Here is a 16,262-nt window from a genome sequence, read left to right on the forward strand (position 1 = left end):
GTTGGGAGTCGCCGCTGCCGTCCGCGAGTCCCGGTTCTGCGAAACGTCCCGTTGCAGCGACTCCAGCAGTGCTCGACGGTGAAGCTCCGCAACCCTCCTGCCGCGAAGGGTCAGTCGGCTCGGTCGGCGCTGGCCAGCGCGTCCTGGTATTCGTCGAGGTCGATCTCGTCGGCGGTCACCGTCGTGATGCCGTTGTAGACGTCGCGGTCGATCTCGTCGTCGGCGTTGGCGACGAGCATGGCGACGAAGGTGTCACCGTTGACGTTGAGGAACGTACGGAAGATGCCTGCGAACCAATCGACGGCGATCAGCAGACCCACTGCGGCGAACGGGAGTCCGAGCGAGGTGGCCAGGAACATCGCGACGACAGGAAACCCTCCCGGCACCGTGATCGTGCCCATGTTCAGCAGGATCGCCAGCCCCATTCCGAGCGCGATCTGCCCGACACTGAGGTCGACGTCCCCGGCCTGCGCCAGGAACATCACGACGACCATGTAGTTGAGGACGGCGCCGTACGAGCCCATCGTCAACCCGATCGAGAGGGTGAAGTTCGCGACCTTCTGACTGACACCGACCTTCTCCACGGTGTTCCTCAGTACGGTCGGGAAAGTGACGGCCGAACTGGTGGTCGTGATCGCCACCGCAGTCTGCTCGGTCAGCTTGTTGGGCAGCTTCCAAGGGTTCAGGCGAGTCCGCACGGTCACGACGAGGACGAACAGTGCGAACAGGATGAGGACGCCAAGCAACGTCGTGCCCAAGTAGCTCAGCGCGGTGCTCACGACGGAGAACCCGACATCGCCGGCGAGTGCGGCGAGCAGACAGAAGACTCCGACCGGGGCGATGAACATGACCAACCGGATCATAGTGAGCACGATCTTCTGGATCTGATCGAGCAACGTGAGCACCGTGGTGTCGCCGGTGTTGTTGACGTGAACGCGTAGAGCGATGCCGAACAGCAGCGAGAAGATGATGATGGGCACCATCGTCGCCGTCGACATTGCGTCGAAGACGTTGGTCGAGACGAAGTTGAGTACTGTGTCCTGCCAGCCCAGGGATTCCCCGGCCGATGCCTCAAGGCTGGGGTCCAGCTCCTGGGTGAAGACCATCCCGGCGCCGGGCCGGATGACGCTGGCGAGGACCCACGCGAGGACCGCGGCCACGAACGAGAAGCCGATCATCCACTTGAACGTGCGGAACGCGATTTTGCCGGTCCCGGTCCCCGTCATCGACCCGGTCGCGACTATCACCGACGCCATCACCAGCGGGACGATCGACATCTGGATCAGCCGAATGAACAAGTCGCCGATGAACTTCAGATTGGCGGCCCAGTCCCCGATCGCCAATCCGAATGCGATACCGCCTATCGCGGCGATCCCGATCTGGCCTGCCGGGTGCCCCAAAAATTTCATGGCTCACGGTAGGTCGGCCGAACTACCCCCAAGTGTCAGCTGCATTTCTAGGCCGTTACGGCTTCCGAGCTGTCGCGGTATGCAGTCGAATCGGGTGTCGGGCGCGTTGCTGACCGGCGGTGTTGATGACGGCTTCTGAGCATCGGCAGGTCGTGGCGACGCAGCTGTGATGTTCGTCTGCCTGCCCTTTCTCAAGTTCCGGAGATGGCGTGCAGACGGAGCCGAGACCGGGCTGCCGCCGCGTCGGCTCGCGCAAGTTGTTGCGCTGCTCGCGTCATGCGCTGCTGCGCACGGAGGAGGCGGCGACTGTCGCGGCGAGCCTGTCGTTGCAGTCGCGTCGCGACGCGGCGGTGCTGCGTGGTCATGTGCTGGGTCAGTTCGGCGCGCTGAAGTGCGAGGTGCAGTTCGGGCGGAAGATGGTGCATCTAGGTTCCTTTCGTTGCCGCTGTTCCGTAGTCATGGCTCGAACGGGAACCCGTGCGCGAACACCATGACGTGGCTGCTGTCGACGGGCACGGCCGCCGACTCTGCTCGCGCACGCCACTTCTCGATCACCGACTGGATCTCGCGTGACATCCCCTCGAGCTGCTCAGCGGTCATTCTCAGTACGTAGTCGGTGCTGAAGGCACCCTGTACCCAGTCAGTACCCCACCGGTCCGGATCGGAGTCGAACTCCTGGCGACGGCGGAACTGGTTGTCCACCAATAGTCGTCGCGCTGCGCGATCGGTTGTCCGGCCCTCGGGGGTGGCATCGAAATCGCTGGAGGACCAGGTGAAGCCACCGTCGGGAACGCGCCACCAACGCTCTCTGCCGTCGGTACCGCGATCGGGCGCCTCCTGGACGAACCCGGCGTCGGCGAGCTTGCGGAGGTGGTAACTCACAGACGCCGGCGATTCATCGACCAGTTGTCCGATCCGGCTGGCGGTCGCCGCGCCCTCGGCCTGAACGGCGTACAGAATGCGGACGCGGAGCGGGTGAGTGAGCGCTTTGAGCTGGGAGACGCTCGACACCGGGCGGGGAGCGGCTGACATGACACCACCGTATGTGTGAAAGATAATTTGCGCAATATTTCCTTCGTATCAATACTCGGTCCCGCGCGTACGCAGGGAGGCGCGTTCGGCACTAGTGCTCAGCTCAGCCAATCCAGGCCCTGACCATGTGGACCGGCCAATGCGACGGGCCGGCCGTTCCACGCCAGAACGAATCTGCCGCCGACGTCATCCGCGTGCACCGGTAACTGCGCTGCGATGTGGGGGAGTACCCGCGGGCTCTCGTTCGAGATCCAGTGACACGGAAGCTGCGTGACAACGCGCTCGAAGTGAGCCTGTTCGTCGTCGGTGAGGTAGCTGAGCACCGCGCTGTGGAAGACGACGACGGTCGACTCGGCCGGTGCCTGCTGCACCAGCTTGCCGAGTGCGTCGACGAGGTCTCCCCGGATCAGTTGAGGTGGATCCGATCGGGCGATGGCGGTTGCTGCGTGCAGGCGTTCGCGGCGGTGATGCTGTTCGGGCCACACGAGTGTCTCCAGCCAGGCCATGTCGTCGGCGTCGGAGACGTCGAGGGGTTTGAGGTCGATGCCTGCACGCGAGGCGATCACGGGCAGAGATCGCGGGATCGGCGGTTCCCCAGTCGTTGTGCAGGACAGAACCACACGTGATGGCCCGTCCTGCGGGTGCAGTGGAGGTTGGGTGGTCGTACCGGTAGCTGAAGCGATCGGGATACAGGCACAGGCCCGCGGACGCGCCGACCTCGATGAGGGACAGGGGTCCGTCGAGTTGGTCGAGAATCGGGAGAAGCGCTGTGGCTCTACCCGCTTCGTTGGTCTGGGTGGACCGTGTCAGTGCGGTTTCTTGCACTGCGGGCCAGTGTTCCAGCATCCACTCGCGGAACGAGGTGTAGTCGGCGAGCGGCGCGCCGACATGTCGCGCAGCTGCGAGGACGAGGTTGGGTTGTCGCTTGCTCTCCGGGAGGTGGTCGATCACGTCCAGCACCGCTGGATCGTCGGCGATGTGTGCGGTCAACGTCTCGTAGGTGGGGGAGAGACCGTGCGCTTCGAGGCGTGAGAAACGGCGGTAGCGTTCAGCGGTACCGGTCATCTATCGCCCCAACCCATGAACCGCGCCGCCAGGAGCGAGTTCACCGTGCGCTCAGGTGGAGCACACCATCGGCGAGATCCAACATGACCGAGGTCCCGGCCGCAGAGTCGAGCGTCGCAGTGAGAGCCGCGCGGCCCGGTTTGGCCGATGACGTCGGAAACCACACACGATCGCGATCGACCACGATGAGTAACCCGTTGTGATCTCCCAGTGGCTCGAACACCGGGCGCGAAAGGAAGTACGGGGACAGCCCGAGAACGTCCTCGGCGGTACTTCGTGCCGCCGAGACATCGATGACACCGAGTCCGATCTCGCTGACAGCGACGAAACGAAGCGCATCGTCGCTGTCCTGAGGTACGCGAGCTTCCCTCGTGATTGCTTCCAGGACCATCCCCTCCGGACCAAGGAAGTACAGCGACGTCGAACGCCACCCCGGCGGTCCGGTGATCAGGTCGGACCCGTCGACGCTGATGGTTTCGACTCGGGCTCTTAACCAGGCGGCGACCTCGGCGAATTGCGAAGTACTGACCTCGAACGCCAGATGATGTGCGCCCGCGGCGAATTCGTCGGGTGTCAAAGTCAGCTGCGACGTGCCGATCTCGACGTGAACTGTGGACTCGTCGCCGGTTGTCGGCAGGTCCAGAACATCACGGAAGAACGCCCCGGCTGCCACCGCGTCGACAACTGGGATCGTGACGTCGCGAATGATCATTGTCGAACCCTAATCGGGCACAGCAACAGCCGCCCGGCTGCGGAGCCCGAATGTTCCACATGACCGCTGGGTGCGGGCGCGGCTGCCGACCATGTCGGCATCGGCCATGTCCACCCGGCTGAAACACTAGATCGCAGGAGACGACACTTCCGCCCGCAGCACGTGCCCGGGCGGCTCGGTCGAGGTCTCGTTGAACAGATCGGCGTAGGCATGCGCTGCGTCGTTGGCGATGGAGATCGCATCGTCCTTGTCCGGGTCGACCACCGTGACCGCCAGGTTCCCGTTCCCCTGCGCTGTGATGGTCACGTTGCGGTAGTCCGACGCGGGCCCGCCCCTCGTTCGTGACAAACGATCGGCGACCGGCCCCGCATCCTGCGGACCGTCGAAGCCGATCATGATGACCGCCGGGCGGGTCCGAGAGGATGTCCCGGCAACAGCGGAGTCGTCGCGCTCCAGAGCGAGGGTGACCGTGGCCGTCCGCGTGTACGAGATCGACGACGCCCACCCGAAGAATGCACCCGACACAGCGACCAGGACCAGAGCCGCCAGCGCGAGCGCCAGCTGAACCGACCTGCGGCCACGCCACTTCACGACTCCCAACGGCCACGTCCTGTCACTCGAACGACCTGCGGGCGTGGATCATCGGCCACGGTGCTCAGATCAGCGATGGGTCGACCCTGCGGTTGTGCATCAGGGTGACGATCAGGCTCGGCGCGCCGTTGATCACCAGAATCGCCAACACCGCGAGACCCATTCCCAGCCACGGCTGCGTCGACCAGAACACGCCGGCGATCCGTAGCGCCGCCCACAGGCTCAGGAGCCATCCGATCGTCTGCAGGCGTCGTACCTTTCGCGCGGGTCGAACCGGGTAGGGGCCTAAGGTCGTCGGCAGCAACCGATCTCGGTTCTCCCTGGACACAGTTTTCGCGGCTACGCAGTGCAACACGAGCGCGACAACCATCACGAGCACCGCCACTGTCATCGCCGACCTCCCCTCGTCCTCGGATTCTTTGCGCAGGTGTGCTGTCAGTAGCCTTCGGAACGCCGTCGCTCACGTTCGACTCGCCTCTGCTGCTCTGCGCGTGCGCGGCACTGGCGCAGGAACTCGGCGTCCGCCTCCGGATTCTGAGCGACGGCCCTACCGGGGCGGTGGTCGTACTCAGCGAACCCCGATGCCGATTCCCGGCGTGCCTGATCGCTACCGCCCCAGATGACGCCGCCGATCGGCCTGCCCACCCCCAGCCACAGCAACGACCCCAGCAGCGGGAGGAACAGCACGACCAATAGCCACACCATCTTCGGCACGTGGCGCACACCGGACTCGTCGGCGGTGATGACGTCGATCAGGCAGAACACCCACAACACCATCACGAGCAGGCCGAGATACGGCATGAACGCCACCACCTTCGAGGAGAACGACACCGTACGGTTTCTACCGGTCGGTGGCAGAGTACCGCGCGAACCCGACGCCGCCAATCCTGTGTGGCCGGCTTCCGCCGCCTCCGTGTCGGCGCACCTCGACGCGAGGGGTCAGACGCGGCTGGGGGTGACAGCGAGAACACCGCCGAGCCCGATGAGCGCGGTTCCGGCGACGCGATCGGTGACGGTCCGGGCGCGCGTACCGCCCATGATCGACCGCAGCCGGTGTACCCCGAGGACGAACACCGCCCACCACACGACGCCGAGTGCGACGTCGAGCAGACCCAGCCCGATGATCTGGACGGCGACAGCGCCGCCGGGAGTGACGAACTGGGGCAGGATCGCGACGAAGAACAGAGCCGCCTTCGGGTTGAGGACGTTGGCGGTGAACGCCCGACGCCACACCCTGAGCCCTGCGGTCCGGACGGGGTGATCCGTGTCGTCGGCGCCCTCGACGGGGTGCGAGGACTGTCGCCGTGAGGCGAGCAGGGCGCGGACGCCGAGGTACACCAGGTATGCGGCGCCGATCCACTTCAGGACCGAGAACGCGGTCGCGCTCGCCAGTATCACCGCTGCCACACCGACGGCCGCCGCGCTCATGTGCACCAGCAGCCCGCATTGGACCCCGATTGCTGCGATCCACCCAGTTCGTCGGGAGGTGACGGCGGCAGGCATGACCACGAACCAGTCCGGGCCGGGGGTGATGTAGGCAAGAAAGGCGACACCGCAGAACGCGAGCACTGTCTCGATCGGCACAGATACCAGCGAACGCGTCGACCGCGGGCGCGTCAAGGGGGGTCCGCGCGCGGTACGTGCTGGGCGTTCCGATGTGGCGACGCAAACTTGGCCGGCAGGCGGCTCCGGTTGGGAGGAGACGTCTTGATGTGCGATGTGGAAACAGGGCGCTGGATTCGGAGTCCGGGGCATGACTGGCTGCCGGTGGACGGGCTGAGAGCGGCGGTCGACTCCCGTGCCGCGATCGAGACGCAAAGGCATTGCGATGACGGCGATGGACGTCAGCAATGAGAAGGCGTTCGAGCTGATGAAGTGGCGCTTGCAGGGGACGAACGTTCCCGTCCGCATAATGGGCGAACCAGTCTGCGGGGCGTCGCCGCGGCCCGCGCGGCGTTGGCCAACATCCTCACGACCGCCCACACCCGCGTGATCGGGACACAGTCCACCTGATGGCCGAACGTTACTACTGCATCGACCGGACGCGACCTCGGCGCTTCACGATCGCAGATACAGAAACAGCAGATACAGAAACACTGGAGGTGCGCCTCGGCTACCAGTTGACTGAGGCAGTGAGACGACGCCGACCGTGCCACGGCCCTCCGGCCGTGGCGCTGACACCGGCGAAACAGTTGTCGTGTCAGCATTCACTGTGCGCCCTCACCCCACGCCCCAGAAGCAGCCGTTCGCGGTCTGGGATATTTCGGAGTGGGTTGTGGTCAGCCAGGAGGCCCGCGGGCTCGACCCCAAGGACTGGGTAGCACTCGAGTCGGATTCGCGACGCGAGGGCCAGTCCAGGTGGTGGCTGTTCAAGCCGATCAAAGCAGCGAGTTACCGTCGGTACGACGACTGGTCGGAGAAGATCGCCTCCGAGCTGGCGACCGTCATCGGCCTCCCCTCCGCGAGGGTGGAGCTGGCGAAGAGGGGCGCAGAGATTGGGATCATCTCCAGAAACGTCACCCCGGACGGTTCGTCTCTCGAATCCGGCGACACCCTCCTCTCTGAATTCGCCGGCTATCAGTCATGTGCTGGTGACGATCGTCCGAAGAACCGCGTCGGTCACAACCTCGACAACATCGAGCGACTCCTCGACGATGTCGGCCCGTCCGGTGCAGCCACGGCCACGATGAGCGGTTTCGATCAGTTTGCCGGATACCTTCTCTTCGACGCGTGGATCGCGAACACGGACCGACACGCCATCAACTGGGGTGTGATCACACGCAACGCGGACGGTCATCGGTCACTGGCCGAATCGTTCGACCACGGCAGCGCGCTGGTCTCCGGACTACAGGACAGACACATGCCCACCAAGGATGCGACCGTGTTCGCCGCCGGCGGTTTCGCGGGTCGCTTCGAGGACGGACGACGACTGACCCTCGTCGATCTCGCGATATCCGCGGTCCATCGCGCCGGACCGCAGGCCCAGACCTGGATCGAGCGGATCGGCGCCGTTGATCAGGAGACCATCGAATCGATCCTGCTCTCCGTACCGGAAATGTCAGAGCTCCGACGTAGCTTCATCAGTACGCTGTTGGAGACGAACCGGAGGAGGTTGACAGCATGACCATCGAAGCCGTCGACCGCGCTCGCGATGCCGCGCCCCCCGCTCTGAGCAGGCTGCTCGTCACCCTTAGGGATCCACAGACTCGCCAGTACGTTCCCACTGGTTTCCTGCAGCAGGCGTCTGATCATTACAGCTTCGCTTACCTCCGATCCGCCATGGAGCGGCCCGACTTCAGGCCATTACCTGGCTTGGCGCACGCCCGTGACGGAATGATGCGCGCCGCATCCCTCTTTCCCGTTTTCGCCGAGCGGGTTGTCTCGTCTCGTCGTCCGGACCGTGCGGCGTCGATGACTGCCCTCGGGCTACCCGTGGGCGCCGCACCGTTCGAAGTCCTCGCGCGATCTCATGGTCAGCGGGTCGGCGACACCATCGAGCTTCTACCCGCACCGGTGAGTGGGCCCGGCGACTTCGTGTCGTTCCCGTTCCTCACCCATGGAGTCCGGCACCTCGATCAGCAGGAACAAGACCGCATCGCCGAACTGCGAACCGGCGAGGAACTTCGACTGGTCCGCGACACCGAAAATCCGGTCAACCCGCAGGCCTTCCTCGTCGCCGACCACGGCGAGACCCGGTTGGGGTGGGTCCCTGATCCGATCATCAGTGTGGTGGAGGCCCTCACCGATCACCGGTTGATCGTCGAACGAGCGAACGGACCTGAGGTTGGCTTCCACTTCCGGCTTCTGGTCACGATCTCCGGCACTGCGCCATTGGATCGTGGTCTCTTCACCGGCCCGGAATGGGACACCCGGTAGCAGCGATCGAGTGAGATCGAGTGAGCCGGTTCATCTGACTTCCCTGGCGCCAATGCTTTACCGACAGCAATCGATTCTCTACGCGGACCACCTGACACTCCACGGGCCACTCACGACTTATTCATGACTTTCATTCTGGTCGCATCTGAAGTGTGGTGGTCCCATGTGGTCACGTGACTCTTAATCCGCGCTGGTCAGATGGTCTTTTATGGTCCCGCTCGGACTCGTGGGTTCGGCCGGGCATAGTCACTGGGTCCGGGGTTCGAGTCCCTGTGGGCGCACCACAAAGGGCCCCTGATCAGCGGTTATGCTGAGCAGGGGCCCTTCTGGTTTGGGTGCCACTCACTACTTATTCATGACTTTCAACTCGAAACTCACGGTTTCGGGTCCTTCCGGCACGACCGGGCGACGCATCATTGCTGGTCAAGCGGCTGCGAAGTTGTCTGTACTGGGTCCAATAGACCGTGTGATTAAGAGTCGTGTAGCCATGGCCGTCCACCGCGATCCACGAATCTCCTCTGCAGAGCCGCGGAGTGCTTGCCTTCTGCGGCGACGTTGGGTGGAGGGTGCTCCGTCGCGCAGATCCGCGCCGCCCGGTGGCGAGCGAGCGACAGCGCAAACCCGAGGGGGCGGGGTCGTACCGAGCCCGCGGCCGGCAGTCCCGCTGTGCACCTCAGGCAGAAGTTCGTTCGCGGTCAACCCGTCGCGTGAACTTCTAGAGTTCCAGATAGCTGAGACTGATGCGTCGACTCGATCTAAGGAGGTAGTAGTGATGCTGTGAGCAGCGCTTATTTGCCCGAACCTGAGATGACGAAAACGGGACTTCCAATTCTGCACCGTAACTGGCATGCTAGTTGCAGTGACCCCGATCACCCGACGTGGCCGTTTGTGGCCCCGGGGTCTCTCGACGTCGAGAAGGTGCCATGCAGAATTCACAGTTGCCCGAACCGATCTTCCGCCCGTTCCCCTCCGACGGCAGCGGCTACGACACCGATGTAGTGGTGGTGGGCCTCGGCCCAGCGGGAGGTGTGGCCGCGTTGGCGTTGGCCAGCTACGGCGTGCGTGTCCACGCGGTGTCGATCTTCCCGTGGGTGGCCAATTCACCGCGGGCGCACATCACCAATCAGCGTGCGGCGGAAGTGCTTCGGGACCTCGGAGTGGAGGACGAGGCGCGTCGTTACGCCACACCGTGGGACCAGATGGGCGACACCTTGTTCACCACGAGCTTGGCGGGGGAGGAGATCGTTCGGTTGCAGACCTGGGGCACCGGCGACCCACGCTTCGGTGACTACCTCGCCGGCAGCCCGTGCGCGATGCTCGACATTCCGCAGCCGCTGATGGAGCCGGTGTTGATCAAGAACGCCGCCGAGCACGGAGCGATCATCAGCTTTCATACCGAGTACCTCCACCACACCCAGGACGGCGACGGCGTGACCGTCCGCTTCCGTGACGTCCGTTCCGGGTCGGTGTTCACCCAACGGGCTCGGTACCTGCTGGGGTTCGACGGTGCGCGCTCCAAGATCGCCGAACAGCTGCAGCTCCCGTTCAAAGGCGAACTGGCCCGCGCGGGAACCGCCTACATCAGGTTCGACGCGGATCTGAGCAAGTACGTCGCGCATCGGCCGAGCATCCTGCACTGGATCATGAACTCCAAAGCCGGATTCGGCGAGATCGGCATGGGGCTTCTGCGCGCGATCCGCCCGTGGGATCAGTGGATCGCCGGCTGGGGGTTCGACATGGCCGCCGGTGAGCCGGACGTCTCCGACGCCACCGTCATCGAGCGCATCCGCACCCTGGTCGGCGACCCCGAGCTGGAGCTCGACATCGTCTCCCGGTCGTTCTGGTACGTCAATCAGCAGTACGCCGAGCACTATCAGGACCGTCGAGTGTTCTGCGGTGGTGACGCCGTGCATCGCCACCCACCGAGCAGTGGCCTGGGCTCGAACACCTCGATGCAGGACGCGTTCAACCTCGCGTGGAAGGTGGCGTTCGTCGTCAAGGGGCACGCCGGTACGGCTCTGCTGGACAGCTACTCACCCGAGCGCGTTCCGGTCGGTCAGCAGATTGTCGCCCGCGCGAACCAGTCGAGGAAAGACTATGCAGGACTGCGGGAATGGTTCGACGCCGACAGCGACGACCCCGTGGCGGCTGGTCTGAGCAAGCTGAAGGAGGGCACGCCCGAGGGGGTTGCGCTTCGCGATCGTCTGTACGAGGCGCTGGAGCTGAAGAACACGGAGTTCAACGCCCACGGCGTCGAGCTGAACCAACGCTACGAATCCGGCGCCGTCGTCGAGGCCGACGAACCCGAGCGCTGGGCCCGCGACAAGCAGCTCTACCTCCAGGCCACCACCCGACCCGGCGCGAAGCTGCCCCATGCCTGGTTGGTCGGACGGGACGGCGTCAGAACGTCGACGCTCGACGTGACCGGGAAGGGCATGATGACGCTGCTCACCGGACTGGGCGGGCAAGCGTGGAAGAACGCCGCCGAAAACCTGGACCTGCCGTACCTGCGCACCGTGGTGATCGGAGAACCCGGAGCGGCGGATCCGTACGGGTACTGGCGCGCGGTCAGCGAAATCCACGAGGCCGGAGCCATTCTGGTGCGTCCGGACGGATACGTCGCCTGGCGCCACCAAGGTCCGGTCTGGGACGACGCCGAGGCGTCGTCCGCACTCGATGCGGCCCTCGACGCAGTGCTGGCCGTGTCCACCGCACGCACCGCGTCCGGCGAGGACGCCGGCGCCCCGCAGTTCAGCACCGCGCAGGTGCCGATCACCGTTCCCCAAGCCGCACCCGACACCGAGCCTGCGCTCGCCGGAGTCGAGACCGGAAGGAACCAGTCGTGACCGTCGCGCTGCTCGCCATGAGCCACAGTCCCCTCCTCGACCACGCCGAGCTGCCCTCGGAGGTGACCGCCGAACTCGAGACCGCCTTCGGTCGGGCTCGACGTTTCGTCCACGACTACGACCCCGACGTGGTCGTCAACATCGCGCCCGATCACTACAACGGCTTCTTCTACAACCTGATGCCGCCGTTCTGCGTCGGATACGCCGCGGAGAGCATCGGCGACTACGGCAGCCAGGCCGGCCGGCTCGACGTCCCCGAAGACCTCGCGCGTGAGCTCGCCGAGTATGTGATCGACCAGGGCATCGACTTGGCCGTGTCGCTGGAGATGCAAGTCGACCACGGCGCCGTGCAACCGATGGAACTGCTGTACGACGACATCGCCGCCAAACCGATGATTCCGATCTTCGTCAACTCCGTTGCGCCGCCGTTCACTCCGGTGCAGCGCGTCCGCCTCCTCGGTGAAGTGATCGGACGATACGTCTCCACGCTCGACCGCAAAGTGCTGCTCATCGCCTCCGGGGGGCTCTCACACGACCCGCCGGTCCCTCGGCTGGCCACCGCCACCGCCGAGCAACGTCGCGCCCTGCTCGGTCAGGGCGGTCCCATCACGGCGGAGGCCCGCGCCGCCCGGCAGCAACGCGTGATCGACGCCGCCCGCGACTTCGCCGCCGGAACCGCGAACATTCAGGATCTGGCCCCCGACTGGGACCGCACCCTGATGTCGATCCTCGCCTCCGGCGATCTCACCGAACTGGATCAGTGGTCACCGAGCGAGATGACCAGGGTCGCCGGCAACTCCTCCCACGAGGTCCGTACCTGGATCGCCGGGTACGCCGCCATGTCCGCATGCGGCGGGTTCGATGTCACCTACAGCTACTACCGGCCCATTCGCGAACTCATTGCCGGGTTCGGGTTGACCACGGTCGTGGGAGCCTGAGGGCCTCGGGTGCCGCATCGATTGGTTCTCCGCGGCACCCGCGCCCTGCCGCACCGGGTTCTCGCAGTCTGAGCGATGCCGGACTGCGTCCGGAGTTCTAGACTTGCCGCGCGGCGACGAGGAGTGAGTTGATGAGCGAGCCCGACGGATCGAGACGCCCGGCAGGGCCGGGCTTGGCCCGAGTGGTGCTCGACCGACTCAAGGAGCGGATTCTCGACGGCCGGATCACGTCGGGATCGCGCATCTCGATCGACGAGGTGCGGGTCGAGTTCGGGGTGAGCAAGCAACCGGTGATGGACGCGATGCGCAGGCTCGAGGCGACCGGGATCGTGGAGATCGTTCCGCAGAGTGGGTGCCGGGTCCAGTCCTACACCGCTGTGGAGGTCGAGGATTTCTTCCGGCTGTTCGGCAGTTTCGAGTCCGAGATCGCTGCCGCGGCCGCCGTACGGCGCACGGACGCCCAAGTGGGCGAACTCGACGCTGCCTGGGCGGCCATCGAGGGTGTGCACGCGATCGCGGACGATACCGAGCGGGCGAGACGGTATCGCCAGCTCAACCGCGAGTTTCACCTGGTGATCCACCGGATGGCGCACTCGCGGATCATGGCCGAGCAGAGTGAGCGGATGTGGGACCTGTCGGACTTCCTCATCAGCGCCACCGGGGGTGCGTCCACCACCTCGGGGGTGATCGTCGACCGCAATCACGACCACGACGTCATCCGGTCGGCGATCCGTCAACGGCGTGTCGAGGTCGCGCGAGCGGCGATGGTCGGCCACATCACCGCCTCGGTGGAGCCTGAGCGGCCGCATCGATCGGGCATCGACGGCGGCTACCGACGAGGCGGTAGGTCCGTGCCGCCGGCGGTGCCTGCCCCCACCACCGACCTCACCCGGTGAGCGAATCGGGCTCCTCGGTGCCGATCACTGCCACCGTGTCGACGATGTGTTGTTCCATCGTCACCCGGGCCAGACGTGCGTCACCCATACGGATGGCATCGGTGATGCTGCGGTGATCGTGTTGGCGCTCCACCAGCGCGCTCGACAGCGGGTCGTCCGCTCCGGTGGTATTGATCAAGAAGTCCGACAGGTCCCACATCCGGTGAGAGGTCTCGGCCATGATCCGCGAGTGCGCCATGTCGTGGATGACGGCGTGGAACTCGCGGTTGCGAGCCCGGTAGCCGCGGGAACGTTCGGCACCGTCGTGCGAGTCGATCAACTCGTCGACCGCCTCGGACACCGCGTCGAGTGCACGCAGCTGTTCGTCGGTGCGGCGTAGCGCAGCCACCCCGGCGATGGTTCCTTCGAATCCGCCGAACAAGGTGAAGAAGTCCTCCACCTCGCGGCGGGTGTAGGAGACGACCTGGATGCCGACCTGGGGGACGATGGACACCAGTCCGTCGCTCGAGAGTCGACGCAGCGCATCCATCACCGGTTGCTTGCTCACCCCGAACTCATGGCGGACCGACTCGACGACGATCTTTTCGCCGGCTCGGTATCGGCCATCGAGCAGTCGGCCCTTGAGTGTGTCGTAGAGGACCGTGGACAGCCTCGCACCGGACAGGTGAGCGTTGGTGGACACAGCATTTCCTTCCTGCGCGGGGGCTCGACCCACGGATCTCGATTCGTGTCTCGGTGCCGCACTGGTCGTCTCGCAGTGACCGTCCGCGTCACCTGACGGTGGCACCGGCCACAGCTACGAAGGCTAGCATTCCAGCGCTGCCGGCCTTCGGTGTCGACACCCGCGCTGTCTGCAGCACATCGCCCACGTTCCCGGGCCGACTTCCGCCGCTCCTCGGTGGTACCGAGCAGGCCATCGCCAAGAGAAGGCTTGTGGTCCACGTCACCATCGGTTACCGTGATCTGGAACGCTAGCATTCCAGTCCTGTTCGTCTGGTCACTCCGATCGGGGTTCGACCGATGGTCGAGCAGGCTCCGTCGGTCGACCGCGACCGCCTCACTCAGGAGACCTCCCATGGAGCTCGACCCCCGCACCACCGCTCTCGTCGTCGTCCACTGCCAGGGCGACGTCATCGGACCCGACGGAGCGTTCGCCGACTTCTTTCACGCCCAGGTCGTCGAACGCGACGTCGTCGCGAAGATCGCCGCGTTGGTCGATACCGTCCGCGGCGCCGGCGGCACCGTGATCTTCACGCGAGTGGCCTGGAAGCCGGACCTGTCCGACCTGACGGTCAACTCGCCGATCCTGGGCATCGTCCAGCAGTCCGGTTGCCTGCAGGACGGGTCGCCGCTGGCCGACATCGTCCCCGAGCTCACCCCTCACGACGGAGACACCGTCGTCACCCACCAGCGCGTCGGCGGCTTCCAGAACAGCGCCCTCGCCTCGGTCCTGGACGCTGCGAACGCCACCACCGTCGCCTTCGCCGGGGTGGCCACGAATTTCTCCGTCGAAGGAACGGCGCGCACCGCCAGCGACCTCGGATATCGCACTGTCGTGGTCGAGGACGCCTGCTCCGCAGCGTCGCAGGAAGCGCACGCCGCGAGCATCGACTCGCTCGGACTGCTCGCCGAGATCACCACGATCGACGAGTTCGCCGCAGCACTGACCGCCGCCGCCGCGCCCAGCGCGTGAGCGCGTACCTCGACCCGATCACCCGCACTGCGCGCCGGCGCAGTCATCACACAACAGGAGCCACCACCATGACCGACACCATGCTCGCCGCTCGCCTCCACGAGATCGACCAGCCGATGCAGCTCGAACAGCTGCCGATCCCCACCCCCCGCGCGACCGACGTGGTGGTGCAGGTCAAGGCCTGCAACATCGTTCCCAACCTCCGCAACGTTCTCGCCACCTACGCCGAGTGGTTCCCCTACCTGCCCCTCCCGCAGCTGCCGGCGGTGTTCGGTCTCGACTCCTCCGGCGTCGTGACCGCCGTGGGGGAGCAGGTCACCGACGTCGCAGTGGGTGATCGCGTCTACGTCAACCCGGGACTGTCCTGCGGGGCGTGCCGCGCCTGCCGCAATGGCATCGACCAGAACTGCGACAAGTACACCTTCATGGGCTACTTCGCTTTCGGCCCCGAAGGCCAGAAGTTGTTCGACGCTTATCCCTACGGCGGGCTGAGCGAGTACCTCACCGCTCCGCAGCGCAATTTGGTCAAGATCGCCGACTCGGTCAGCTTCGAGGAAGCGGCCCGGTTCGGCTACCTCGGCACTGCGTTCTCCGCGCTCCGCAAGGCCGGCGCCGGACCCGGAACCACCGTTCTCATCGACGGTATCTCCGGCACCCTCGGACTGGGCGCCTGCCTCAACGCGCTCGCCCTGGGGGTCGGCAAGATCTACGGCACCGGCCGCAACGCCGAACTGCTCGAGGACGTCCGCGCCATCGCACCTGACCGCATCGAGGTGCACGCACTCGGCGACGGTGAGGTGAACGAGTGGCTGCGCGGACGTACCGGCGGCGACGGCGTCGACATCGTCATCAGCTCCGTCGGACCCGGAGCGCCGGCGGAATCGATCGTCGACGCCCTGGCGACGCTGCGCCGAGGCGGCACGGCCGTCGACATCGGCGGCATGATGGAACGCCCCGCGCTGGACCTGTTCTCGATGATGTGCTCCCAGATCTCCGTCCTCGGCAGCTTGTGGTTCTCCACCGCCGAAGCCCAGGACATGGCCGACCTCGCCGCCGCCGGCGTGCTCGACCTGTCCGTCCTCGAACACCACACCTTCCCGCTGGAGAAGATCAACGAGGCACTCGACAGCCTTCCCGCCCGACACGGCGGCTTCACCAATTTCATCAGCGTTCCCTGACCTGCCGTGCGGGACCACCGGTCCCG

The 16,262-nt window shown here is 65.5% G+C and carries 17 protein-coding genes and 1 pseudogene; 7 read left to right on the forward strand and 11 right to left on the reverse strand.

Annotation, left to right across the window (positions count from 1 at the left end; genetic code table 11):
* Nucleotides 1–110: 110 nt before the first annotated feature.
* From ASG69_RS17640 to ASG69_RS17680, 10 genes and pseudogenes are all read right to left on the reverse strand, one after another.
* Nucleotides 111–1,409, reverse strand: a complete 1,299-nt coding sequence (locus tag ASG69_RS17640) for a dicarboxylate/amino acid:cation symporter (protein WP_056448904.1) — start codon at nucleotides 1,407–1,409, stop codon at nucleotides 111–113.
* Between the two features lie 191 nt (nucleotides 1,410–1,600).
* Complete coding sequence (locus tag ASG69_RS17645; protein ID WP_056448900.1) at nucleotides 1,601–1,834, reverse strand: hypothetical protein; 234 nt, start codon at nucleotides 1,832–1,834, stop codon at nucleotides 1,601–1,603.
* 31 nt (nucleotides 1,835–1,865) lie between these two features.
* Nucleotides 1,866–2,441: an ArsR/SmtB family transcription factor gene (locus ASG69_RS17650; protein WP_056448898.1), complete on the reverse strand. Its 576-nt coding sequence runs from the start codon at nucleotides 2,439–2,441 to the stop codon at nucleotides 1,866–1,868.
* 98 nt (nucleotides 2,442–2,539) lie between these two features.
* On the reverse strand, nucleotides 2,540–3,007 hold the full coding sequence (locus ASG69_RS23150; protein WP_235578994.1) for a DUF2332 family protein: 468 nt from the start codon (nucleotides 3,005–3,007) through the stop codon (nucleotides 2,540–2,542).
* A 43-nt stretch (nucleotides 3,008–3,050) separates the two neighbouring features.
* Nucleotides 3,051–3,506: pseudogene (locus ASG69_RS23365) on the reverse strand (DUF2332 family protein); the annotation flags it as partial.
* Nucleotides 3,507–3,546: 40 nt separating this feature from the next.
* The gene (locus ASG69_RS17660) at nucleotides 3,547–4,218 is read right to left on the reverse strand and encodes a VOC family protein (protein WP_056448895.1); all 672 of its coding nucleotides are present in this window, start codon (nucleotides 4,216–4,218) and stop codon (nucleotides 3,547–3,549) included.
* A gap of 126 nt (nucleotides 4,219–4,344) precedes the next feature.
* A complete protein-coding gene (locus ASG69_RS17665) occupies nucleotides 4,345–4,818 on the reverse strand; it encodes a hypothetical protein (protein WP_156380565.1) in 474 nt (157 codons plus the stop codon).
* Between the two features lie 55 nt (nucleotides 4,819–4,873).
* A complete protein-coding gene (locus tag ASG69_RS17670; RefSeq protein ID WP_056448889.1) occupies nucleotides 4,874–5,200 on the reverse strand; it encodes a hypothetical protein in 327 nt (108 codons plus the stop codon).
* 44 nt (nucleotides 5,201–5,244) lie between these two features.
* Nucleotides 5,245–5,610 carry a PLDc N-terminal domain-containing protein gene (locus tag ASG69_RS17675; RefSeq protein WP_056448990.1) on the reverse strand — a complete coding sequence of 122 codons (366 nt, stop codon included), beginning with the start codon at nucleotides 5,608–5,610 and terminating at the stop codon, nucleotides 5,245–5,247.
* A 138-nt stretch (nucleotides 5,611–5,748) separates the two neighbouring features.
* Nucleotides 5,749–6,393, reverse strand: a complete 645-nt coding sequence (locus tag ASG69_RS17680; RefSeq protein WP_056448886.1) for a LysE family translocator — start codon at nucleotides 6,391–6,393, stop codon at nucleotides 5,749–5,751.
* 613 nt (nucleotides 6,394–7,006) lie between these two features.
* Between ASG69_RS17680 and ASG69_RS17685 the strand changes: the two genes are divergently transcribed.
* The 5 genes from ASG69_RS17685 to ASG69_RS17705 all read left to right on the forward strand — a co-directional run bounded on the left by ASG69_RS17685 (nucleotide 7,007) and on the right by ASG69_RS17705 (nucleotide 13,365).
* Nucleotides 7,007–7,933 (forward strand): HipA domain-containing protein, encoded by a 927-nt coding sequence (locus tag ASG69_RS17685; RefSeq protein WP_235578995.1) that lies wholly within the window; start codon nucleotides 7,007–7,009, stop codon nucleotides 7,931–7,933.
* Entirely contained in the window at nucleotides 7,930–8,685 is a 756-nt protein-coding gene (locus ASG69_RS22555; protein WP_156380566.1) for a hypothetical protein, read from the forward strand. The genes ASG69_RS17685 and ASG69_RS22555 overlap by 4 nt, the downstream gene beginning before the upstream one ends.
* Before the next feature lie 923 nt (nucleotides 8,686–9,608).
* Complete coding sequence (locus ASG69_RS17695; protein ID WP_056448876.1) at nucleotides 9,609–11,531, forward strand: FAD-dependent monooxygenase; 1,923 nt, start codon at nucleotides 9,609–9,611, stop codon at nucleotides 11,529–11,531.
* Entirely contained in the window at nucleotides 11,528–12,469 is a 942-nt protein-coding gene (locus ASG69_RS17700) for a 3-carboxyethylcatechol 2,3-dioxygenase (RefSeq protein ID WP_056448873.1), read from the forward strand. Before ASG69_RS17695 ends, ASG69_RS17700 begins: the two co-directional genes overlap by 4 nt.
* Before the next feature lie 131 nt (nucleotides 12,470–12,600).
* On the forward strand, nucleotides 12,601–13,365 hold the full coding sequence (locus ASG69_RS17705; RefSeq protein WP_082544696.1) for a GntR family transcriptional regulator: 765 nt from the start codon (nucleotides 12,601–12,603) through the stop codon (nucleotides 13,363–13,365).
* On the opposite strand, the gene ASG69_RS17710 is transcribed toward ASG69_RS17705, so the two are convergent.
* On the reverse strand, nucleotides 13,355–14,047 hold the full coding sequence (locus ASG69_RS17710; protein WP_082544695.1) for a GntR family transcriptional regulator: 693 nt from the start codon (nucleotides 14,045–14,047) through the stop codon (nucleotides 13,355–13,357). The genes ASG69_RS17705 and ASG69_RS17710 overlap by 11 nt on opposite strands.
* 393 nt (nucleotides 14,048–14,440) lie before the next feature.
* Between ASG69_RS17710 and ASG69_RS17715 the strand changes: the two genes are divergently transcribed.
* The gene (locus ASG69_RS17715) at nucleotides 14,441–15,058 is read left to right on the forward strand and encodes a cysteine hydrolase family protein (protein ID WP_056448867.1); all 618 of its coding nucleotides are present in this window, start codon (nucleotides 14,441–14,443) and stop codon (nucleotides 15,056–15,058) included.
* A 68-nt stretch (nucleotides 15,059–15,126) separates the two neighbouring features.
* A complete protein-coding gene (locus tag ASG69_RS17720; protein ID WP_056695859.1) occupies nucleotides 15,127–16,236 on the forward strand; it encodes an alcohol dehydrogenase catalytic domain-containing protein in 1,110 nt (369 codons plus the stop codon).
* Nucleotides 16,237–16,262: the final 26 nt, after the last annotated feature.

Origin of the sequence: Rhodococcus sp. Leaf225, assembly GCF_001426145.1 — a bacterium.
Lineage (GTDB): Bacteria > Actinomycetota > Actinomycetes > Mycobacteriales > Mycobacteriaceae > Rhodococcoides.